Raw genomic sequence first — 21969 nt, forward strand, 5'->3', positions numbered from 1 at the left:
GCCGTCGAAGACGGCATTTACTTTTCTTGCACGATCAACGAACGAACGGTCTGCGGCAGCAGACAGTAAAGCGCGTGAGCGCGGGTTCGTGAGTTTGGGTATGCAGGGAATTGCACGATCAACGAACGAACAGCCTGCGGCAGCAGGCAGAGGAGCGCGGTATGAAATTTTATCACATTGCGGATGTGCATCTGGGGGCGGTGCCGGATCGGGGGCGCCCCTACAGTGAGCAGCGCCGACAGGATATATGGGACACTTTTCGGGATATGATCCACCTGGCAGTCCGGGAACAGCCGGATTGTCTGTTTGTGTGCGGCGATCTGTTCCACCGGCAGCCATTAAAACGGGAGCTGAAGGAAGTGGATTACCTTTTTTCGCTCATCCCGGATACCCGGGTGTTCCTTATGGCGGGCAATCATGATTTTGCCGGGGAGGGGAAGCGCTTACCGGCGGTTTTCCTGGAGCCCCAATGTGTTCTTTTTTTCGCAGGAGAAGTTATCAGCGGTGAGCCTGGAGCTGTCCCAGGAGACGGCACGGCGCAGCGGGATCCGCCATCTGACAGTGTACGGTCACAGTTATCAGAAAAGGGAGTACCGGGAGGCGCTGTATGATCGGGTGTGTCCACTGGAAAAAGAAGGAGTGCATGTGCTCATGGCTCACGGCGGGGATGCGTCCCATATTCCCATGGATTACGGAAAAATCGCGTCTGGCGGATTTGACTATGTGGCCATGGGACATATTCACCGCCCGGCCATCTGGCGGGGCGGAAAGCTGATGCCTGTTGGTGTCGATGGTGTGTCTGCCTCCACAAGTATGACTGGTAACAGGACAATGCCGCCGGGAACGCGTGCAGAAAGTGCCGCCGGGATGGCCGGTGACAGGATGATGAAGGCAGGAGTGCGTGCAGAAAATGTCACTGAGATGTCCGGTAATCTGACGATGCGGTCAGAAGGGTATAGTGAACTTGGAATATCAGAGAATCTGCGGCATACAACAGGAGCGGCATTCGTGGATAGCTGTATGGCTTACGCGGGGGCGCTGGAGCCTTTAGAGGTCAACGACGTGGGAATGCATGGATTTATCCGGGGCGAGATTTTTATAGACCCACGCACGGGGGACCATCGTACCCGAGTGGAATTTGTACCCGTGGCCCGCAGAACTTACGTGTCAGTGGAGATTCCGGTGACCGCGTCCACCACCGGGCTGGAACTGGAGGATCGGGTCAGACGCTTGACTGGGGGTAAGGCAACGATCAGTCAGCAGGATCAGGAGAGGCTACTTTCCGTGGATCCGATCCATGCAGAGCAGCATGCAGGGGGCTATGTCGGGCAGAAGCCGGATAGTCAGAGATACCGGGGAATGGATCGAGAAGTGCAGGTGGCTTCGGGTTATCTGTACCGTATCGTATTGACCGGAGAGCGGGATCCCCAGTGGGAACCGAACGTGGATCGCCTGCTGGCACTGGAAAATGTGGCGGATGTGACAGATTATACCCGCCCGGCCTGGGACTGGGAAGCCCTTTCCCAGCAGTATCAGGGGCAGCTGATCGGCCGTTTTCTGGCGGAATATGAAGGTCGGGAGCTGTCTCCTGCGGAACAGCTGAGCCGTACCTATGGGCTGGAAGCGCTGCTGACGGCCCGGGGAGGAGAAATATGATCATAGGGGAACTGGACTGCAGGGATTTTGGCTGCCTGCATGAAAAGAAGATCGCACTGTCTCCGGGCATCAACCTGATCACCGGCGGCAACGAAGCGGGGAAGTCCACGGCGGCTTCCTTCCTTCGCTGTATGCTTTACGGGATGCGTCGCGGCAGAGGAAGGAATGCGGTCAGGGACGATTACCATCGACTGATCCCCTGGAATCAGACCCAGGCTGAGGGAAGCCTCTGTTTTTCCTGTCAGGGGCGGAATTTCCGGCTGCATCGGGTGTTTGCAGACCGGCAGGAAAAGGTGGAACTGTTCTGCACGGATGACGGGGAAGTGCTGGATGTGTCCATGGGTGACCTACAGATGCTGCTGGGGGGCTTAGGTGAGGGCCTCTATGAAAACGTGGTCAGCAGCAGGCAGCAGACAGAGCTGTCCGCAGACCTGTGGAAATCACTGGAAAACTACTTATTAAATATGGAAACGGTGCAGGAAGAGCAGACGGATGTGGAAACGGCGGTGAAGCTTCTGGAAGAGCGCAGCCGGGCAGCGCGGGCCAACGGCAGGCGGCTGGAAAAAGAGCGGCACCAGCGGGAGCAGGAGCTGAACAGCCAGATCCGTTACGTGGAACAGCGGGAGAGCCTGTTACAGGAGAAAATCGCACAGATGGAAGCACAGCGCCGGGAGTTGGCGCAGAAACAGCAGGAGCAGCAGAACGGGTGGCATTCGCAAGAGAATGCTGCGTCTGCGGATTGGACATGGAAGGAACGGCAATATCAGCGGAAGGTACCCAACGGAGAATCGGTTACGGGAACTTCTTCTGATATGAGGAAACAGAAAGCAGAGCATGACACCCGGGAAGAGCGAAAGGTCACAGGGCAAAAGGAAAGACGTACATCTGGCTGGGTGTGGTTGTTTTTGTTGGCATCACTGGTATTTTTCGCAGGAGCAGGGTTCTTTTTCTGGAAGGGACAGCTGCCGCTGGCGGTGACAGGTATTATTGCAGGCGCTATTTCACTGATTATATTTGCAGTGAATAAATGGCGGGCGGGCAGAAACCAGAATGACAGATGGCAGGATGAAAAGTATCTGGTAAGGCCTTCAAACAGTGGAAACTTTCAGGAAAAATCTCCACTGTTTGAAGGGGAGAGACCAGACAATACAGGAATGTCTATGGCTGCCGGCGATCGGACGGAATCTCTCACCACAGGCTTGCAGGAGCTTTCTGCAAGAATTGCACAGCTGCAGGAGGAGCTTCTGGACGCCGGGCAGGAACGACAGAACTGCCTGGAAGAGCTGGGAGAACTGGATCGGGCGCTGCCCCGGGAGCAGCAGGCCTGGCTGGAGGCGTTGGCAGCGGAGGATGCCCGGGACAGGATCCGCAAGGTGTCTGCGGAACTGTCCGGCAACTGGGCAGACCGTCTGACGGATCAGGCGTCGGAGATCCTTCGGGCCATCACCGGTGGACGATATTTCGGCATTCAGGTCAATACGGGAACAAGAAATGGTTCCCTGACGGTGACAGACGGTGTCCGCATCTATCAGCCGGAACAGCTCAGCACCGGAACCGCAGATCAGATCCGGATGGCGGTCCGTCTGTCGGCAGCACAGCTGCTGGAAGAGGAACCGATGCCACTTGTTTTTGACGATGCCTTCCTCACCTGGGATGATGTGCGTCTGTCCCAGCTACTGGAATATCTGGCCGGATGCGGCCGACAGGTGCTCATTTTTACTGGACAGAATCGGGAAGAATTGTTGCTTATCGGGGAAAAATTGTCATATCACAAAATAATGCTTGACGAAAACCGGGCGGCGGTGTATAGTCATACCGATATGAGATATGACAATTCAATATTGCAGTAATTATTCCTTTATTCAGAGTGATGGAGATACATAGGATCTGTGAAGTCACGGCAACCCCGGTATGGAAGGTGCCAGCCTGAGCGAGTAATCGAACAATAAGGGGATTTGATTATCGAGATCGAGTCCGCCGGTATGCGGGCTTATTTTTTTGCGAGCTACGAGCAGCGCGGACAGAATGCAAGCATGCTGGATGGGATGCTCGCATACCAGACAGTGTGCTTGTGATTCTGGACATGCGGCGACAGCCGCAGAAGCGAGAAGAAGCGAAGCGGATTCGAGCCTAGCGCTGCTCGTAACGAGCAAGCAACAGGAGCTCGAATAGCCTGGCGTTGCCCATAGTGAGCAGTTAGGCGCGCAATCAGGAGTATAACGGAAGATAAGAAGGAGGAAAAGGAATGGAGAGAAGATTATTTACATCTGAGTCAGTAACAGAAGGACATCCCGATAAAATCTGCGATCAGATTTCTGACGCAATTCTGGACGCATTAATGGAGCAGGATCCCATGAGCCGTGTGGCATGCGAGACATGCACAACCACCGGTCTGGTGATGGTTATGGGTGAGATCACCACAAAGGCAAGCATCGATATTCAGAAGATCGTTCGTGATACGATCCGTGAGATCGGCTACACAAGAGCAAAATTCGGTTTCGATGCAGATACCTGCGGCGTGATCACTGCGCTGGACAAGCAGTCCACCGATATTGCTATGGGTGTTGACAAAGCACTGGAAGCGAAAGAGAACAAGATGAGCGACAGCGAGATCGAGGCCATCGGCGCTGGCGACCAGGGTATGATGTTCGGTTATGCCACCAATGAGACCGAGGAGTACATGCCTTACCCCATCGCACTGGCACACAAGCTGGCAAGACAGCTGACCCTGGTGCGCAAGAACGGCACCCTCAGCTACCTTCGCCCGGATGGCAAGACCCAGGTAACGGTAGAGTACGATGAAAACGGCAAGCCCAGCCGTCTGGATGCGGTTGTTCTGTCTACCCAGCACGACGAGAATGTGACCCAGGAGCAGATTCACGCAGATATCAAGAAATATGTATTCGATGAGATCCTGCCGCAGGATATGGTAGACGAGAACACCAAGTTCTTCATCAACCCGACAGGACGTTTCGTCATCGGCGGCCCTCACGGCGACAGCGGTCTGACCGGCCGTAAGATCATTGTAGACACCTATGGTGGATACGGCAGACACGGCGGCGGCGCATTCTCCGGTAAGGACTGCACCAAGGTTGACCGTTCCGCAGCTTACGCAGCCCGTTATGTGGCAAAAAATATCGTTGCAGCAGGTCTGGCTGACAAGTGCGAGATCCAGCTGTCCTACGCCATCGGTGTGGCACAGCCTACTTCCGTTATGGTAGACACCTACGGCACCGGCAAGCTGGCTGACGATGAGCTGGTGAAGATCATCCGCAGCATGTTCGATCTTCGCCCGGCAGGTATCATCAAGATGCTTGACCTGAGACGTCCGATCTACAAGCAGACCGCAGCATACGGTCACTTTGGACGCAACGATCTGGATCTTCCGTGGGAGAAGCTGGATAAGGTTGACGAGTTAAAGAAATATCTGGCATAATATAAGAAAAACGAGTAATCGCTTGCATGCAGGAAGCGGCGGGGAGGACCGGAGACGGGAAATCCTGCGGGCTTTTGCCATGCAGGCGATTTTTTCATATGATTACCTAAAAAAGGAGGGCATTGTATGGACGCAATTTTAAAACGAAGAAGTATCCGTAAATTTCTGGATCAGCCGATCCCGGAGGAAGCGCTTGAGAAAATTCTCCGGGCCGGAATGGCGGCACCCAGCGCAGGCGGCAGCGCCGAATGGGAATTTGTGCTGTTTGCGGATCCGAAGAAGAAAAAGAAGCGCTCATGGAAGTGAGCGAGTATGCGTTCCCGGTAAAAACCGCGCCGGTGTGTATGGTTGTGTGCGGCAACCTGGATCGGGAGATCCACAAAGACCGGGGATGGTGGGTGCAGGATTGCAGCGCGGCCATGGAAAACATGCTGCTGGAGGCAACAGATCTGGGCATCGGCAGCATCTGGCTGGGCATTTATCCGTATGAAGAGCGGGTTGCGGCTGTGAGAAGTTTGTTCTCGCTGCCGGAACGGGTGATGCCGCTGGGCATCATGGCACTTGGTTATGCAGCCAAAGAAAAACCGGCCAACGACCGTTATCTGGCAGACCGGGTGCACTGGGAGCGCTTTGGGAACCTGTACAAAGGCCAGGCGAATGACGCTGCCGTTTTATAAAAAGTTCATAAAATATGTGCATAAGTTTATAGAGGAAGCAAAGCCGCTATGCTATAATAAGGCAAGACAAAGGGTAAAGGAAGGATTGCCAGATGAAACTGAAAAATCGCCTGATCATAGGCTTTCTGATTATAGCTATTGTGCCGATGCTTATGATGACTGCCGTAACCGTGGGTTTTGGACGTTACCAGATGCGGGTTATGAAGAAAGATTTTGGCATTGATCTGCCTGCATATGAGTCATTTTCCAACACCCCCCAGATCATGATGCGTTACACCAGGAACATTCATGAGGAGTTGAATGCACAGGTGCAGAAAGATCCGGATGTGCTGGTGACAGCGGAATCCATTCAGAAGCTGGATGAGGAACTTAACCGGCGGCTTTCTTATGTCATTGTCCGGAAAGGGAATACCATTATTTATGACAGTCCGCAGATGGATCAGCCGGATATCGTGAAATATCTGCCGGATTTCGGGGATGCGGATGCGGATCTGGACGGCTGTACCTATCTGGGCGGCAATATTCAGTCCATGATCAAGCAGGTGGATGTGACGACGACAGATGGCGAAGAGTACAGCTTTTTCCTGATCACGTCGGCCCAGAAAGCCATTCCGCAGATCCAGTCACTGGCCATTGACATTATTCTCATGGTGTTCCTGATCCTGATCATGACCGGCGGTATTCTGACAGCCTGGATTTACCGGGGTGTGATCACGCCGGTGCGCAAGCTGAAGGTGGCGACCCAGAATATCAAGGAGGGCAATCTGGATTTCCGGCTGGAAGTCGAGGGAAAGGACGAGATCAGTGAGCTTTGCTCGGATTTCGAGGAAATGCGGCAGCGGCTGAAGGCGTCCACAGAGGAGAAGATTCAGTTTGACCGGGAAAACAAGGAGCTGATCAGCAACATTTCCCACGATCTGAAGACCCCTATCACCGCCGTAAAAGGCTACGTGGAGGGCATCATGGACGGCGTGGCGGACACGCCGGAGAAAATGGATCGCTACATCAAGACGATTTACAACAAAGCCAACGACATGGACCGGCTCATCAACGAGCTGACCTTTTATTCAAAGATCGACACGAACCGGATTCCGTACACCTTCAGCAAGATCAACGTGAAGGATTATTTTGACGACTGTGCGGAGGAGCTGGGGCTGGAGCTGGAAGAGCGGGGCATGACGTTTACTTATCAGAATCACGTGGATCCGGCCACGATGGTCATTGCGGATGCGGAGCAGCTGAAGCGGGTCATTGACAATATCGTGGGAAATTCCGTAAAATATATGGATAAGGAAAACGGCCACATCGGCATTGAAGTCAAGGATGTGGGCGATTTCATACAGGTGGAGCTGTCTGACGACGGAAGGGGCATTGCCATGAAGGATGTGCCCTACATTTTCGACCGTTTTTACCGGGCGGATGCGTCCCGCAACTCGTCCAAGGGCGGCAGCGGCATCGGGCTGTCCATTGTAAAGAAGATTATTGAAGACCACGGAGGCAAGATCTGGGCCAACAGCCGGGAAGGCGAGGGCACCACCATGTACTTCGTGCTGAGAAAATATCAGGAGGTACCGGCAAATGAGTAAAATTTTGATTGTAGAGGATGAGGAGAGCATCGCAGATCTGGAGAAGGACTATCTGGAACTCAGCGGTTTTGAGGTAGCTATTTGCAACAACGGTGATGACGGCCTGAAAGCGGCGCTGGAGAAGGATTATGATCTGCTGATCCTGGATCTGATGCTTCCCGGCACGGATGGCTTTGAGATCTGCAAACGGGTGCGGGAAGTGAAAAATATGCCCATCATCATGGTTTCTGCGAAAAAAGATGACATTGATAAAATCCGGGGCTTAGGTCTTGGCGCGGATGATTATATGACAAAACCGTTCAGCCCCAGTGAGCTGGTGGCCCGGGTAAAGGCACACCTGTCCCGGTATGAGCGGCTCATCGGCAGCAACGCCCAGGAAAATGACATCATCGAGATCCGGGGCATCAAGATCGACAAGACCGCCCGCCGGGTGTGGGTCAACGGCGAGGAAAAGAACTTCACCACCAAGGAGTTTGACCTGCTTACCTTCCTGGCCCAGAATCCGAACCACGTATTCACCAAGGAAGAGCTGTTCAAGAAAATCTGGGACATGGATTCCATCGGCGACATCGCTACTGTAACCGTGCATATCAAGAAAATCCGTGAAAAGATCGAGTTCAATACGGCAAAACCCCAGTACATCGAGACGATCTGGGGCGTCGGCTACCGGTTTAAGGTATGATGCGGCCACTCATGTATCGCGGGAAAAATCTGCTGCTGTATGCGGATGACGCCATCGTCGTGGTGTACAAGCCCGCCGGTCTGGCCGTTCAGACAAAGAAAATGGGAGAAAAAGATCTGGAAAGCCTGCTGCGTACCTGGCAGGCAGGACAGGGCGCAGGCACGTACATCGGTGTGGTGCATCGACTGGATCAGCCGGTGGAGGGCGTCATGGTGCTGGCCCGGACAAAAGAGGCTGCGGCAGCTTTGAGCGCCCAGGCAGCAGGCACCGACATGCAGAAAACCTACGTGGCTGTCACCCGGGGCGTGTTGCCAAAAGTGGAAGGGCAGCTGACAGACTTCCTGCTGCGGGATGGCAAGACCAACACCTCCCGGGTGGTGGACAGAAAGACGCCGGGAGCGAAGAAAGCTTCGCTGGATTACAGGATACTGTCGGTACAGACAACGGAAGCGAAACAGTCTTTGGTGGAAATCCATCTGCATACCGGCCGCCACCATCAGATCCGGGTACAGTTTGCCCACGCGGGAACGTCCCTTGTGGGGGATAATAAATACGGCAGTATGTCGAATGCGGTACAGGAAGCGGGGAATGGCAGTGTCTGTGCATCATCTCAAGTTGTCGAGAATGCGACAGAAAATCTGACGATTGCTCCCGGACGGCGGCACGGTGTTTTGAAAGACACACCTGCCCTCTGCGCCTGTTCCCTGACCTTCACCCATCCGGTGACAGGACAGCGATTGTGCGTCTCCTGTCGGCCGAACAATCTGGCTTTTGCGGCGTTTGGGGTTGACAAACTGCCCGAACCGGGCATAAAATATCTAATATCATGTGATACAGGCAGTGAAGAGGAATAGTACAGACAACGGCACGCCACAGAGAGGAAACGGCAGGTGAAAGTTTCCGCGGAAGCCATCTGGAACCGGCCTTGGAGCCTCGCAGAAGATGCGGCGCAGTCCAGCGTTACGGGCATAAAGTGAACATCAGACCAGAACTTGTGGGGATGTTAACGAGGGTGGTACCGCCGGCGCAGCCGGTCCCTTACCGGGTATCAGCTCGTTAGCATCCCCTTTATGTGATACCAGGGTCGAAAGGTCTGAATCTGCGTGAGCTTGCTCACAAGCAGATGAGGTATCACAAAAGGATAAGGGAAAAAGAACAAAGAATAAAAATAAAGGAGTAAAGACATGGCAAAGGATAAGAAATTAGTAGAAGCGATCACATCCATGGATGTGGATTTCGCACAGTGGTATACGGACGTGGTAAAGAAGGCCGAGCTGACCGATTATTCCAGCGTAAAAGGCTGCATGATCATCAAACCCGCCGGTTATGCCATCTGGGAAAATATTCAGAAGGAGCTGGACCGTCGGTTCAAGGAGACAGGGGTGGAGAATGTATACATGCCCCTGTTTATCCCGGAGAGCCTGCTGGAGAAAGAGAAGGATCACGTAGAAGGCTTTGCGCCGGAGGTTGCCTGGGTGACCAAGGGCGGCCTGGAGGATCTGCCGGAGCGCCTGTGTGTCCGTCCGACTTCTGAGACGCTGTTCTGTGATTTTTACAAAAATCTCATCCAGTCCTACCGTGACCTGCCGAAGGTATACAACCAGTGGTGTTCCGTTGTTCGCTGGGAGAAGACCACCCGTCCGTTCCTGCGTTCCAGAGAGTTCCTGTGGCAGGAGGGCCATACCGCTCACGCAACCGCAGAGGAAGCAGAGGCAAGAACCATCCAGATGCTGAACCTGTACGCAGATTTCTGTGAGGAAGTGCTGGCGATCCCGGTGATCCGCGGCCAGAAGACCGAGAAGGAGAAATTCGCAGGCGCAGAGGCAACTTACACCATCGAGTCCCTGATGCATGACGGCAAGGCACTGCAGTCTGGTACCAGCCACAATTTCGGCGACGGCTTTGCAAAAGCCTTCGGCATCCAGTACACCGACAAGGACAACAAATTACAGTATGTGCACCAGACATCCTGGGGCATGACCACCCGTATGATCGGCGCCATCATCATGGTACACGGCGACAACAGCGGCCTTGTGCTGCCACCTCGCATCGCACCGACCCAGGTCATGATCATCCCGATCCAGCAGCGCAAAGAGGGCGTTCTGGAGAAGGCACAGGAGCTGAAAGCCATGCTTTCCAACTATCGCGTCAAAGTAGACGACACCGACAAGAGCCCCGGCTGGAAGTTCAGTGAGCAGGAGATGCGCGGCATCCCGCTTCGTGTGGAGATCGGCCCGAAGGATATTGAGGCAGGCCAGGCAGTCATTGTTCGCCGTGACAATGGAGAGAAGTGCGTGGTTGCCCTCACCGAGCTCAATGCGAAGGTGGGCGAGCTGTTAGAGCAGATGCAGAAGGATATGCTGGAGCGCGCAAGAGCACACAGAGACAATCACACCTACACAGCAACGACTTATGAAGAGTTCAAGGATACCATCGAGAACCGTCCGGGCTTTGTGAAAGCCATGTGGTGCGGCGATCAGGCCTGCGAGGACAAGATCAAGGGAAGATACCACAGCAACCTCCCGCTGCATGCCGTTTGCACAGGAGAAGCTTTCCGACAAGTGCGTATGCTGCGGTCGTCCCGCCAAGAAGATGGTATACTGGGGCAAAGCATATTAATCAATAAAAGTATATAAGTGGAATGAAAATTCCACGATAGATATGCGAATAGTGAGTAGAATTGTGGGAGTGCGAAGCACGGAACAATTCGAAGGTATCGTAATAAGAGCAATGAAAAGGAGGCGTCGGGATGCGGATGGAACTGCCGGAGCACGTGAAAACCATTATACAGAAGCTGGAATCCCACGGCTATGAAGCCTACGCGGTGGGCGGCTGTGTGCGGGACACGCTGCTGGGCCGTACCCCGGGAGACTGGGACATCACCACATCTGCGGCGCCCCAGCAGGTCAAAGCCATTTTCCGCAAAACGGTGGACACCGGCATCCAGCACGGTACGGTGACGGTGATCCTGGATCATGTGGGCTACGAGGTGACTACTTACCGGATCGACGGGGACTACGCGGACAGCCGCCACCCGTCAGAGGTGACCTTCACCTCCAATCTGGAAGAAGACCTGAAACGCCGGGATTTTACCATCAATGCCATGGCATACAATGAGAAAACCGGACTGAAGGACTGCTTCGGCGGCTATGAGGATCTGCAGAAGGGCATCATCCGCTGCGTGGGTGACCCGAAGGAGCGGTTTGGCGAGGATGCCCTGCGGATGCTGCGGGCGGTGCGCTTTTCGGCCCAGCTGGGATTTTCCATTGAGGGAAATACGAGACAGGCGGTGCGGCTGCTGGCAGGCAACCTGCGCCAGATCAGTGCGGAGCGGATCCAGACGGAGCTGGTGAAGCTGCTGCTGTCTGCCCATCCGGACACGCTGCGGACTGCCTGGGAGCTGGACATCACGGCGGTGATCCTGCCGGAATTTGATGCCATGATGGACACCGAGCAGCACAATCCCCACCACTGTTTCACCGTGGGCGAGCATACGCTGAAAGCGCTGACCTGCGTACCGGCTGACCGGTATCTGCGGCTGGGCATGCTGTTTCATGATTTTGGGAAACCACTGTGCCTGTCCACGGACGCCAAGGGAATCGATCATTTTTACGGCCATCCAAAGGAAAGTGCCCGGCTGGCATCGGAGATCCTGCACCGGCTGAAATTCGACAACGACACCATTTCCCATGTGACGCGGATCGTGCGGTGGCATGATCTGGATCTGGGCGACACCCCTGCGGAAGTGCGCCAGGCAGTACACCTGGTGGGCGGGGACATTTATCCCCCTGCTGTTTCCGGTGAAACAGGCGGACATGGACGCCCAGAGCACGTACCAGCGGGAAGAAAAACAGGCTTCCCTGGACCGGAGCCGCCGGATTTATGAGGAAGTGCTGGCAGCGGGTGACTGCCTGTCCCTGAAAACACTGGCCGTCGGCGGCAGGGATCTCATTGCGGCGGGCATCCGTCCCGGCCCCCGGATCGGCGAGATCCTGGAAAAACTGCTGGCGGACGTGCTGGTGCACCCGGCGCACAATACCCGGGAATATCTGCTGTCCCGGCTTCCTGCAAAAACCGAAGAGCTGTAATCATACTTCCCCCCACAGTCTCATAAGATGAAAAGAACATCAAGAGATTGCGGGGGGATTTTGCGTGGAAGATACGAAAACAGAGGTGCTGGAGCAGTATGATTTTCAGGTAAATAACAGCTATCGCGGGCGGGACGCGCGGATTCTGGACACAGATCAGGGGCTTTTATCGCTGCGGGAATACAGCGGCTCCCAGCGGAAGCTGCAATTTCAGGACAGCCTGCTGGAGCATCTGCGCGGGGAAGGGTTTCTGGCGGATTTTATTGTAAAAAATAAAGAGGGCGGCCTCACATCGAAGGATCGGGAGGAGCGTCCCTTCGTGGTGCGTGTCTGGTATGAGGGAAAAGAATGCAGCCTGCGGGAGGAAGACCAGGTGAAAAAAGCGGTGGAATGCCTGGCCCGGCTGCACCGGTGCTGCCGGGGCATCGCACTGCCGGAGGGGGTGGAGGCGGCGGATTTTGTGCAGGACGTTTCCGGCATTCTGGAGCGGCACAACCGGGAAATGCGAAAAACTCGCTCTTATGTGCGGAGCCGCCGGGGAAAGACCGATTTTGAGGCCGCTTTTTTGCAGTGTTATCCGGAATTTTATGAAAAAGGCGCCCGGGCGGCGGAGGCGCTGGCTCAGTCTGCCTACGGAAATCTGTACGCCCGGGCGGTGCAGGAGGGGCGGGTGTGCCATGGCAGCTTTCATCAGCACAATGTGCTTTTTTCGGGAGGAAAAACGGTGCTCCTGCAGTTTGACCGCTGCCATGTGGGCGTGCAGCTGTCGGATCTGTATGATTTTATGCGAAAAGTCATGGAAAAATGGGACTGGAATCCGCGGATCGGCCTGCAGATCATGAGCTGGTACGATGGGGTGCTCCCCCTGTCCGACGACGAGCGGGAATATGTGCGGCTGCGGCTCTCCTACCCGGAGAAATTCTGGAAGATCACCAACCATTACTACAACAGCCGGAAATCCTGGATCCCCGACCGGACGAAGGAGAAGCTGGACATTCTCATCCGGCAGGAAAAGAAAAAAGAGGATTTCCTGAGACGAATGGATTAGATATCATGATAACTCGAAAACCGGATGAAACGCCACAGGCTGTTTTTTAGTAGATGGGGTGAATCTTTGATGGGAATAACAGCTTACCATTGAGAAAATTTGTCGAAAGTGTTTTGTCTGTCGGTGAATTTTTATGAAAGCGTAAGTTCCTTTTTTTACAGGAGTATAGTATAATAAACCTATCAAAAAGGTGAACCGCAGAACTGGTGCACGATTACAGGGAGGTAATACCAATGGACTACAGACAGGCATACAACGACTGGCTTGAGAACCCTTATTTTGATGAGGCGACGAAAGAGGAGCTTCGCTCCATTGCCAATGATGATAACGAGATCCGCGAGCGTTTTTACACAGATCTGGAATTCGGAACCGCAGGACTGCGGGGCGTGATCGGTGCAGGAACGAACCGCATGAACATTTATACCGTACGCAAGACGACCCAGGGACTGGCGAACTACATCTGCGCAGTGAACGGACAGGAGCGCGGCGTGGCCATCGCTTTTGATTCCAGAAGAATGTCTCCGGAATTTGCAGACGAGGCGGCGCTTTGTCTGGCGGCCAACGGCATCCGGGCGTATGTGTTTGAATCTCTGCGCCCCACACCGGAGCTTTCCTACGCCGTGCGTAAGCTGCACTGCATCGCAGGCATCAACATCACCGCCAGCCACAACCCGCCGGAATACAACGGCTATAAAGTGTACTGGGAGGACGGCGCACAGATCACCCCGCCCCACGACACCGGCATTATGGCAGAGGTACGCGCGGTGGCAGATTATAACCAGGTGAAAACCATGGACAAGGCTGCGGCAAAGGCGGCCGGTCTGTATCAGAACATCGGCAGCGACATCGATGATCCGTACATCGCAGAGCTGAAAAGCCAGGTGATCCATCAGGATGCCATCGATGCGGCGCAGAAAGATATCCGCATTGTATACACACCCCTTCACGGCACCGGCAACATCCCGGCACGCAGAGTGCTGCGGGAGATCGGCTTCGAGCACGTGTACGTGGTGCCGGAGCAGGAGCTGCCGGACGGCGAGTTCCCGACGGTCAGCTATCCGAACCCGGAGGCCGCAGAGGCATTTACGCTGGGACTGAAGCTGGCAAAGGAAGTGGACGCCGATCTGGTGCTGGCTACCGATCCCGATGCGGACAGGCTGGGTGTCTACGTGAAGGATGCGAAAACCGGTGAATATCATGCCCTCACCGGAAATATGTCCGGCTGTCTGCTGGCAGATTATGAGATCGGTCAGAGAAAAGAGATGGCAGGCGGCAAGCTTCCTGCGGACGGGGCCCTGGTGAAGAGTATCGTGACGACCAACATGGCAGATGCCATTGCGAAGGCTTACGGCATCCAGCTTATCGAGGTGCTCACCGGCTTCAAATACATCGGTCAGAAGATTCTGGAATTTGAGACAACGGGCAAGGGTACTTACCTGTTTGGCCTGGAGGAGAGCTACGGTTGTCTCATCGGCACCCATGCCAGAGATAAAGATGCCATCGTGGCGACCATGGCACTGGCGGAGGCTGCCGCTTACTACAAGACCAAGGGCATGACCCTCTGGGATGCCATGCTTTCTCTCTATGAGAAATATGGCTATTATAAGGATGCCATCAAATCCATTGAGCTGAAAGGCATGGAGGGACTGGCGAAGATCAAGGAAATTCTGGAGACGCTGCGTCAGGAATCCCCGAAGAAGATCGGCAGCTGGACCGTACAGGCAGTCCGGGATTACCGGGAGGATACGGTGACCGATCTGGCTACCGGCGAGGTACATCCCACGGGGCTTCCCACATCCAACGTGCTGTACTACGAGCTGGATCAGGATGCATGGTTATGCGTCCGGCCTTCCGGCACCGAGCCGAAGGTGAAGTTCTACTATGGCGTGAAGGGCGCTTCTCTGGCAGAGGCAGATAAATTATCTGAGGAAATGGGAGAAGCAGTACTTGCAATGATCAACAAAATGCTTTAGAATGAGGAACGGGACTTTTGCGAAACGTGCAGAAGTCCCGTTTTGAACCTGAAAACTGACGGAAAAGAAAGACAAGAAGAGAAAGAAACCGGAGGAAGAAAAAATGCTGATGACCGTAGTTTTATTTGTGATCGGTCTTTTGTTGATCATGTTCGGCGGTGACCGTTTTGTGGATGCTGCCGTGGAAATTTCAAGAAAACTGGGCATTCCCCAGCTGGTGGTGGGTGCCACCATCGTCAGCCTGGGAACGACGCTGCCGGAGATCCTCGTATCCACCACAGCAGCGCTGCAGGGATCCTCGGACATTGCAGCGGGCAATGCCTTTGGCTCCATCATCTGTAATACCGCTCTGATCGCTGCAGTGGGACAGCTGGTGCGGCCGACCAAAAATGCAGAGGCCAGGACCTTTCGCTGGCGGATCGTTTATTTTGTCCTGTTTGCCCTGTTTCTTATGGCGGACGCTGCGGTGAAGGGACGGTTTGGCAGAGTAACGGGCATCACCCTGCTGTTGGGCTTCGTGGTATATGCCCTCATCAGCATCCGTTCCGCGGAGGAAGAAGAACAGGAAGAGGGGATCAAACCGGACGGCGGCTTTGTGCGTCCGCTGGTGACCCTGGTGGTGTGTGCGGCGCTGTTGTTCGAGGGCGCCAACCTGCTGGTGGACAACGGCATTCTGCTGGCTCAGGCACTCCATGTGCCGGAGCGGGTCATCGCCGTCACCTTCATTGCCCTGGGCACCTCCCTGCCGGAGCTGGTAACCGCCATCAATGCCCTGATCAAGGGATATGAGGATGTATCCCTGGGCAACATCATCGGCGCCAACCTGCTGAACCTGCTGCTGGTCATCGGCATTCCTGCCGCCATCCGCGGCATCCCGGTGACACCCCAGGTGGCATCTGTGGACATTCCGCTGGGCATCGGGGTGATGCTGCTGCTGGCCGTGCCGATCCTGGTGAAAAAGAGAGGCTACCGGTGGCAGGGAGCGCTGCTGCTGGTGATCTATGGGGCGTATTGTGTTATTCAATTATAGCACTCATTATATTCGTTTTCACATAACTGGTCTTACATGCGAGCGGGGCGCAGTCAAGTTCAGTCGCGCCATTCGCAGAATCGCATCTGCGATGCTTTTCGCTGCTTACGCAGCTGATTTCTGCTCATTACCTGGCGCTCTGCTTATTCTTTCATGAAACTGCCCACCCGTGCAAGCACGGTGTTCAGATTTCATGAAAGAATAGCTGAACTTGACCTAATTTCCTTGACAAATGCCCGTAAAACAGGTATAAATAAGCATGTAGGTTTTAAGCATAATAAAAGCAGGGTGCGTGCACCTTCACTTTATTAGATAATTTGAGTATTTTTTAAGGAGGAATTACCATGAACAAAGCTGAGTTAGTAGCAGCCGTTGCTGAGAGAACAGAATTATCCAAGAAGGACGCCGAGAAGGCATTAAAGGCTTTCGTTGATGTTGTAGCTGAGGAGTTAAAGAAGGGTGAGAAGATCCAGCTCGTTGGCTTTGGTACTTTCGAGGTTTCTGAGAGAGCAGCAAGAGAGGGAAGAAATCCTGCTAACGGACAGCCGATGCAGATTGCAGCTTCCAAGGCTCCGAAGTTCAAAGCCGGCAAAGCATTAAAGGATGCAATCAACGCATAATCAAATCATGAGATTAGATAAATTTCTGAAGGTCTCAAGACTGATCAAGCGGCGTACCGTAGCCAATGAGGCATGCGATGCCGGGCGTGTGCTGGTGAATGACAAGCCCGCCAAGGCCTCCCTGAACATCAAGGAAGGCGATGTCATTGAGATTTTATTCGGGACAAGATCCGTGAAGGCCAGAGTTCTGAACGTACAGGAGACGGTGCGGAAGGAAGAGGCCAAGGATATGTACGAATATTTATAAGTCATAAGATAAGAATCCCCCTAATATAATTTATGAGAACAGCATAAATGGACAGGGGGATTTTTTATATGGAAGAACGGATGGCGGGAAAAGCCCACCGGCTGACGGTGGAAGGGAGACGGACGGGGACGGTCACCGGCGTGGTGGATGTGCTTTCCTTTGACCTGACGGAGATTTTGCTGGAGACGGATCAGGGGATGCTCATGATCAGGGGCAGTGACCTGCACGTGAACCGGCTGACGCTGGAAAAGGGCGAGGTGGACGTTGAGGGCAAGATCGACAGCCTGACCTATTCGGATTCCGTTGCCAAACCCACCGGTACTTCCATTTTAAGCCGTCTGTTCGGCTGACGGCTTGACGCAGCTTTTGATCCGGGAGGAGCTGATGCTGTTTCTCCACTCCCTTCTGTGCGGTGGGTTCCTTCTGGCGGTCTACGATGGAATCAGGATTTTCCGGCTGTTTGTGCCCCACAAAACGGTGGCCGAAGGGGCGGAAGACCTGTTCTACTGGGTGTTTGATGCGCTGTTTATTTTTCACATGCTGTACCGGGAAAACAGCGGCGCCGTGCGGGGGTATGCCATTGTCGGCGTACTGCTTGGCATGCTGGCCTATCACCGGGCGTTCAGCCCGCCGGTCATGTGGCTTGGTATGAAGCTGGCCCATGGTTTCAGAAAAATCATGGAAATCGTAAAAAACACATTGAAAAAAATTGTGAAACCTTTTACAATGATGGTATATAACTTTAAGGGTGAAGCGGGTAGAAGAGATGGCAAAGAGAAAGACTAAGAAAGCCTCGGGCGGCCGCAGGGCGTGCTTCCTGATGTTTCTTTCGGTCTGTATTCTCCTCGGCGTCATGTTCGTGCAGGGAACGCGTCTCCAGGCCAGGGCGGAGAGTTATGAGGCCAGGGAAGCTGCGCTGGAAGCGGACATTGAAGCGGAGAAGGACAGAACCCAGGACATTGAGGAGCAGCGCAAGTACATGCAGACGAAGAAGTATGTGGAGGAGGTCGCGCGGGAGAAGCTGGGGTTGGTGTACCCCAATGAGACCATTTATAAGGCAGACAAGTAGAACAGCTGTGCATTCGGAAAATATGTGCGGCTGTTCTATTTTTTGTGATGCCAGGATCGAAAAGTCTGCATCCACGTGAGCTTGCTCATAGGTGGATGCAAGACCTTGAGATCCGCCCTGACATGAGCATAAAAGTGGGATGGAAATCCCACGATATGCGAATGACAGGTAGAATTGTGAAAGTGCGAAGCACGAAGCAATTCGTAGGCATCATAAGGATGTGACAGATGGAGCGGGTGAACTGAAATTTTGTCCGATTTCTGTTGCGCGGCGGTCTGGGGGGTATATAATTATTTTGTAAAAATGTCGTTAAATTTTGAAATTGTATGTAAATTTGATGGTCATACAAAGGAAAAGGAGAAAAAGAATGCAGAGACGAAAACTTCTGTGTGCATTGCTGGCAGCGGCATGCACGGTATCGCTGCTGGCCGGATGCGGTCGCACGGACACGGTTGCGGGAACAGACAACAACAGTGAGGACAACAGCAGTGCCAGTGCTGAGGAGAGCGATCACCCGGTCATTACCATGAATGCACCGTATCGGAACATGTCTGCATTCTCTGATCTGGTTCATGAGAAATATCCGGAGATCAATCTGGAGATCATCCCTTATAACGGACAGAACACCTCTGCCTATATGAAGGATATGCGCCTGTCCGGACAGATGACGGATATCTATTTTACATCGTTTTATACGCCGGGGCGGTATGACGATGAGGAAGATTTCCTGGATTTGTCTGCTTATGAGTTTACAGACAATTATACCCAGTCCCGTCTGCGTGAGGTGACATATGATGGCGGCATTTATATGCTGCCGCAGGGTTACAGTGCACTGGGCATTACGTATAATAAAACATTGCTGGAGAAAAACGGCTGGGCGCTGCCGACGAATCTGGATGAGATGGAAGAACTGAAGCAGCAGGTAGAGGATGCAGGGTATATTTTCAGCCGCTGCCAGCTGCAGTATCCCGGTTATGGGTTCCAGTATCTGTGCAACATCGCGGATACCGGTTTCTTAAGTACCCTTGACGGACTTGCCTGGCAGGAGAAGTTCTTAAAGGGCGAGACAACGGTGGCAGATACGCCGGAGATGATGGAGACCCTGCATTTGCTGGAACGCTGGAAGATGCCCTTCATGTCATGGAGGTGCTTTCCACGGTAGAAGGTCTGGAATCCCTGGAGCCGACCCAGGTGAATGCCCGTCTACTGCCGCTGAAGGACTGGAACGCCGGGGAGGACAGCTATTATGCAGATATGCTGGAGGAGCTGAACACCGGCCATACGGCGCCCTTTATTTATTCCGGCTGGGAAAATCTGGCTGTGCCTATGGGCGAGAAGATGATTGATTACATCTGCGGCAATGCCACATTGGATGAGGTGATCGCATGCTTTGATGAGAGCCAGCATCTGGTGACGGAAGATATCACACCTTATTATACGACAGTGACAGAGACGATCAGCACGGAGGACTGTGCGAAGCTGGTTGGTATCTGTTTCGGAGAAGCCACAGGGGCGGATGCGGCGCTGATTTCTGTCAACGAATGGAATTATAATCTGGAGACCAATAAGATGAATGCTCAGGGAGTCAGCGGCAATCTGTTCCCGCTGCCGACAGGCGACGAGGAGATCGTTTCTGTATTCCCGACGGGCTGGCATGATAATATCCGGACACTCACTATGACCGGATCTCAGATCAAAGAACTGGCCGCAGCCGGATATGATGCGTATGGCAATGGCAATCCGTTCCCGTATGTGCTTGTGACAAAGGGCGGTATGGAACTGGACGATGATACCACATATACCATTCCGGTGTGCGGTGCGACAGAGGAAGTGGCGGAAGCAGCAGGAGGATTTACGGACAGCGGTGTGTTTGGACTGGATGCTGCGAGAGAATATCTGAGCCAGTTTGAAACTTTGAGTGCAGAGGATATTGTTTGGGAGTAGGAAAAACATGGGGAAATCAATGAAAGACGCTGATGCCGGGAGAAAGAGCCGCCGGTCAATCCTTTGGCTTGTTATGGCAGCTTTACTGGCTGTGCTGATCAGTGTGTTTGCATTTCTGAGATTTTACAGTGCCTATATTGATAAAATGTTTCATACCCAAATAGGTGTAGGAAAACGGCTCGATGGCGGGCGGCGGCGTGTCAAGAAATATCTATGGAGTTTTTAAGAACCGCCCCGGCGGGGGCAGGTCAGGCTGTGACCTGCTCCACCTCCGGGATGGGTTTGAGATTGAAATGAATTTCGATAGAAATGTGTCTTGTCTTATCGCTGTCTATGCTCTCATGGACAACGATTTCTTTAATCAGGCGGTTTAAGGTGGCGGCGTCCAGTTCCGTGATGTCGGCGTATTCCTGAATGGCTTCCACCCATTGGCGGGCGTCACACGCAAGCCGGATTTCATCGGCCAGCTTCTTCCGGCCTTCCGTGACCTTTGCTTTCAACTCGGCCTGTTCCGCCTGCGTCTTTTCCATCAGCAGATTGAAGTTCGCTTCGCTGATACGTCCGGCAACCATGTCCTCATACAGCCGCAGAACCATCTTTTCCAGAACGTCAATGCGTTCCTCGTCTTTGGCAAGGGAGCGTTCCAACGCTTCCCGCTGGCCTTTCTGCTCGGCTTCGCAGGTGTCGGACAGCTTCCCGGCAACGGCTTCCCCGTCCATCAGGGCGGCTCTGGCGCACTCCCGGATTTTGTTCAGCACAAGGCTGTAAAGGGTGTCGTACTCAACCCGGTGCTGGGTACAGTGCTGTTTCCCGTAGGCGTTGTAGGTCTTACAGGAATAAATCTGCTTCGGGTGCTTGTCGTTGGTGTAGCGGATCGTCAGCGACTTCCCGCACTCGCCGCACTTGATAAGCCCCGCAAACAGGCTGATTTCCCCGGTCTGGCGGGGGCGCTGCCGGGATTTCAGCTTGCGCTGCACGATGTCAAAGGTCTTGCGGTCAACAAGCGGCTCATGCTGGTTCTCCACCACAATCCAGTCCTCCGGCTTCTTTTCCCCGATAGTGCCGATTTTGAAGCGGTATTCCTTCTTCTGGGAAGCGATAGCGCCGGTGTAGACGGGGTTCATCAGGATGTCCTTAATCACGGAGAAGTCCCACATATACCGCCCGTTGACCGGGTCTTTCTTTTCCCACTTGGTTGACACGTTCCGAAAGCCCCGCACCCGGTTCCAGTAGGTCGGGCATGGGATTTTTTCTTCTTCCAGCCTGCGCCGGATGTAGTTGGGGCCGTGTCCTTCCAGCGCCCACGCAAACAGACGCCGGACAATGGGGACCGTTTCCTCATCAATCAGCAGATGGTTTTTGTCCTCCGGGTCTTTCCGATACCCGAAGGGGGCAAGGCAGCCGGTAAACTGGCCTTTCTGCGCTTTCAGCAGATAAGAGGAATGAACCTTCTTGGAAATGTCCTTGCTGTACATCTCGTTGAGGATGTTCTTGAACGGCGCAATGTCGTTGTTGTCCCGCATGGTGTCGATACCGTCATTCATGGCGATATACCGCACGCCGTTGCGGGGGAAGAAATCTTCAATCAGGAAGCCGGTCTGCAAGTAATTCCTACCCAGTCTGGACAGGTCTTTCGTGACCACAAGGTTTATCTGCCTGCGCTCGATGGCTTTCAACATCCGTTTCAGGTCGGGGCGCTCCATGTTCAGCCCCGTGTAGCCATCGTCCTGATAGACTGCAACAACCTCCCATCCCTGCTTCTCGCAGTAGGTTTCCAGCATAGCCCGCTGGTTTGCGATACTGGCGCTCTCCCCGTCAAGGTCATCGTCCTTGGAAAGCCTGCAATAGATAGCCGCCCGGAAGCTGCCTGCCAGTATTGCGTCTACGCCTGTATATTCAAATCCGTTCATCAT

General features: G+C 53.8%; 22 protein-coding genes, 2 pseudogenes, 1 riboswitch and 1 other annotated feature. Of the genes and pseudogenes, 22 read left to right on the forward strand and 2 right to left on the reverse strand.

What is annotated here, in order from left to right; translation table 11 throughout:
• Positions 1-161: 161 nt before the first annotated feature.
• The 19 genes and pseudogenes from RJD28_03145 to RJD28_03235 all read left to right on the forward strand — a co-directional run bounded on the left by RJD28_03145 (position 162) and on the right by RJD28_03235 (position 18112).
• A complete protein-coding gene (locus tag RJD28_03145; protein WNV58547.1) occupies positions 162-611 on the forward strand; it encodes a metallophosphoesterase in 450 nt (149 codons plus the stop codon).
• Positions 505-1656, forward strand: a complete 1152-nt coding sequence (locus tag RJD28_03150; GenBank protein ID WNV58548.1) for a hypothetical protein — start codon at positions 505-507, stop codon at positions 1654-1656. Before RJD28_03145 ends, RJD28_03150 begins: the two co-directional genes overlap by 107 nt.
• Entirely contained in the window at positions 1653-3506 is a 1854-nt protein-coding gene (locus tag RJD28_03155) for an AAA family ATPase (GenBank protein ID WNV58549.1), read from the forward strand. The genes RJD28_03150 and RJD28_03155 overlap by 4 nt, the downstream gene beginning before the upstream one ends.
• Positions 3507-3511: 5 nt before the next feature.
• Positions 3512-3608, forward strand: a riboswitch (SAM riboswitch).
• A gap of 293 nt (positions 3609-3901) precedes the next feature.
• Positions 3902-5092, forward strand: coding sequence for a methionine adenosyltransferase (gene metK / locus RJD28_03160; protein ID WNV58550.1), 1191 nt, complete (start codon positions 3902-3904; stop codon positions 5090-5092).
• Positions 5093-5218: 126 nt separating this feature from the next.
• A complete protein-coding gene (locus RJD28_03165; GenBank protein WNV58551.1) occupies positions 5219-5398 on the forward strand; it encodes a nitroreductase family protein in 180 nt (59 codons plus the stop codon).
• Positions 5389-5769 carry a nitroreductase family protein gene (locus RJD28_03170; GenBank protein ID WNV58552.1) on the forward strand — a complete coding sequence of 127 codons (381 nt, stop codon included), beginning with the start codon at positions 5389-5391 and terminating at the stop codon, positions 5767-5769. The genes RJD28_03165 and RJD28_03170 overlap by 10 nt, the downstream gene beginning before the upstream one ends.
• Before the next feature lie 92 nt (positions 5770-5861).
• On the forward strand, positions 5862-7355 hold the full coding sequence (locus RJD28_03175; protein ID WNV58553.1) for a HAMP domain-containing sensor histidine kinase: 1494 nt from the start codon (positions 5862-5864) through the stop codon (positions 7353-7355).
• Positions 7348-8037 carry a response regulator transcription factor gene (locus tag RJD28_03180; GenBank protein WNV58554.1) on the forward strand — a complete coding sequence of 230 codons (690 nt, stop codon included), beginning with the start codon at positions 7348-7350 and terminating at the stop codon, positions 8035-8037. The genes RJD28_03175 and RJD28_03180 overlap by 8 nt, the downstream gene beginning before the upstream one ends.
• A gap of 11 nt (positions 8038-8048) precedes the next feature.
• Positions 8049-8891, forward strand: coding sequence for an RNA pseudouridine synthase (locus tag RJD28_03185; GenBank protein ID WNV58555.1), 843 nt, complete (start codon positions 8049-8051; stop codon positions 8889-8891).
• Positions 8869-9079: a binding site (T-box leader), on the forward strand. It overlaps the preceding gene by 23 nt.
• A 142-nt stretch (positions 9080-9221) precedes the next feature.
• Positions 9222-10656, forward strand: a pseudogene (proS, locus tag RJD28_03190) (proline--tRNA ligase).
• 130 nt (positions 10657-10786) lie between these two features.
• Positions 10787-12125, forward strand: a pseudogene (locus tag RJD28_03195) (CCA tRNA nucleotidyltransferase).
• 64 nt (positions 12126-12189) lie between these two features.
• The gene (locus tag RJD28_03200) at positions 12190-13173 is read left to right on the forward strand and encodes a CotS family spore coat protein (GenBank protein WNV58556.1); all 984 of its coding nucleotides are present in this window, start codon (positions 12190-12192) and stop codon (positions 13171-13173) included.
• Between the two features lie 233 nt (positions 13174-13406).
• On the forward strand, positions 13407-15146 hold the full coding sequence (locus RJD28_03205) for a phospho-sugar mutase (GenBank protein WNV58557.1): 1740 nt from the start codon (positions 13407-13409) through the stop codon (positions 15144-15146).
• A 103-nt stretch (positions 15147-15249) separates the two neighbouring features.
• On the forward strand, positions 15250-16176 hold the full coding sequence (locus RJD28_03210) for a calcium/sodium antiporter (GenBank protein ID WNV58558.1): 927 nt from the start codon (positions 15250-15252) through the stop codon (positions 16174-16176).
• 344 nt (positions 16177-16520) lie between these two features.
• Positions 16521-16796 (forward strand): HU family DNA-binding protein, encoded by a 276-nt coding sequence (locus RJD28_03215; GenBank protein WNV58559.1) that lies wholly within the window; start codon positions 16521-16523, stop codon positions 16794-16796.
• Positions 16797-16803: 7 nt separating this feature from the next.
• A complete protein-coding gene (locus RJD28_03220; GenBank protein WNV58560.1) occupies positions 16804-17043 on the forward strand; it encodes an RNA-binding S4 domain-containing protein in 240 nt (79 codons plus the stop codon).
• Positions 17044-17111: 68 nt separating this feature from the next.
• Positions 17112-17393 carry a sporulation protein YabP gene (gene yabP / locus RJD28_03225; GenBank protein WNV58561.1) on the forward strand — a complete coding sequence of 94 codons (282 nt, stop codon included), beginning with the start codon at positions 17112-17114 and terminating at the stop codon, positions 17391-17393.
• Between the two features lie 4 nt (positions 17394-17397).
• Positions 17398-17829: a spore cortex biosynthesis protein YabQ gene (locus RJD28_03230; protein ID WNV58562.1), complete on the forward strand. Its 432-nt coding sequence runs from the start codon at positions 17398-17400 to the stop codon at positions 17827-17829.
• Positions 17810-18112 carry a septum formation initiator family protein gene (locus RJD28_03235; GenBank protein ID WNV58563.1) on the forward strand — a complete coding sequence of 101 codons (303 nt, stop codon included), beginning with the start codon at positions 17810-17812 and terminating at the stop codon, positions 18110-18112. The genes RJD28_03230 and RJD28_03235 overlap by 20 nt, the downstream gene beginning before the upstream one ends.
• A gap of 35 nt (positions 18113-18147) precedes the next feature.
• On the opposite strand, the gene RJD28_03240 is transcribed toward RJD28_03235, so the two are convergent.
• Positions 18148-18339 carry a hypothetical protein gene (locus RJD28_03240; protein WNV59549.1) on the reverse strand — a complete coding sequence of 64 codons (192 nt, stop codon included), beginning with the start codon at positions 18337-18339 and terminating at the stop codon, positions 18148-18150.
• Between the two features lie 140 nt (positions 18340-18479).
• Between RJD28_03240 and RJD28_03245 the strand changes: the two genes are divergently transcribed.
• Genes RJD28_03245 through RJD28_03255 form a run of 3 tightly spaced genes read left to right on the forward strand, consistent with a single transcriptional unit; the run spans position 18480 to position 20282 of the window.
• Positions 18480-19274, forward strand: a complete 795-nt coding sequence (locus RJD28_03245) for an ABC transporter substrate-binding protein (GenBank protein WNV58564.1) — start codon at positions 18480-18482, stop codon at positions 19272-19274.
• Positions 19253-20056, forward strand: a complete 804-nt coding sequence (locus RJD28_03250) for a hypothetical protein (protein WNV58565.1) — start codon at positions 19253-19255, stop codon at positions 20054-20056. Before RJD28_03245 ends, RJD28_03250 begins: the two co-directional genes overlap by 22 nt.
• A gap of 7 nt (positions 20057-20063) precedes the next feature.
• Positions 20064-20282, forward strand: coding sequence for a hypothetical protein (locus RJD28_03255; GenBank protein ID WNV58566.1), 219 nt, complete (start codon positions 20064-20066; stop codon positions 20280-20282).
• A gap of 22 nt (positions 20283-20304) precedes the next feature.
• Here the strand turns inward: RJD28_03255 and RJD28_03260 are convergent, their stop codons facing one another.
• Positions 20305-21969: a recombinase family protein gene (locus RJD28_03260; protein ID WNV58567.1), complete on the reverse strand. Its 1665-nt coding sequence runs from the start codon at positions 21967-21969 to the stop codon at positions 20305-20307.

This window comes from Oscillospiraceae bacterium NTUH-002-81 (assembly GCA_032620915.1).
In the GTDB taxonomy this organism is placed as follows: domain Bacteria; phylum Bacillota; class Clostridia; order Lachnospirales; family Lachnospiraceae; genus JAGTTR01.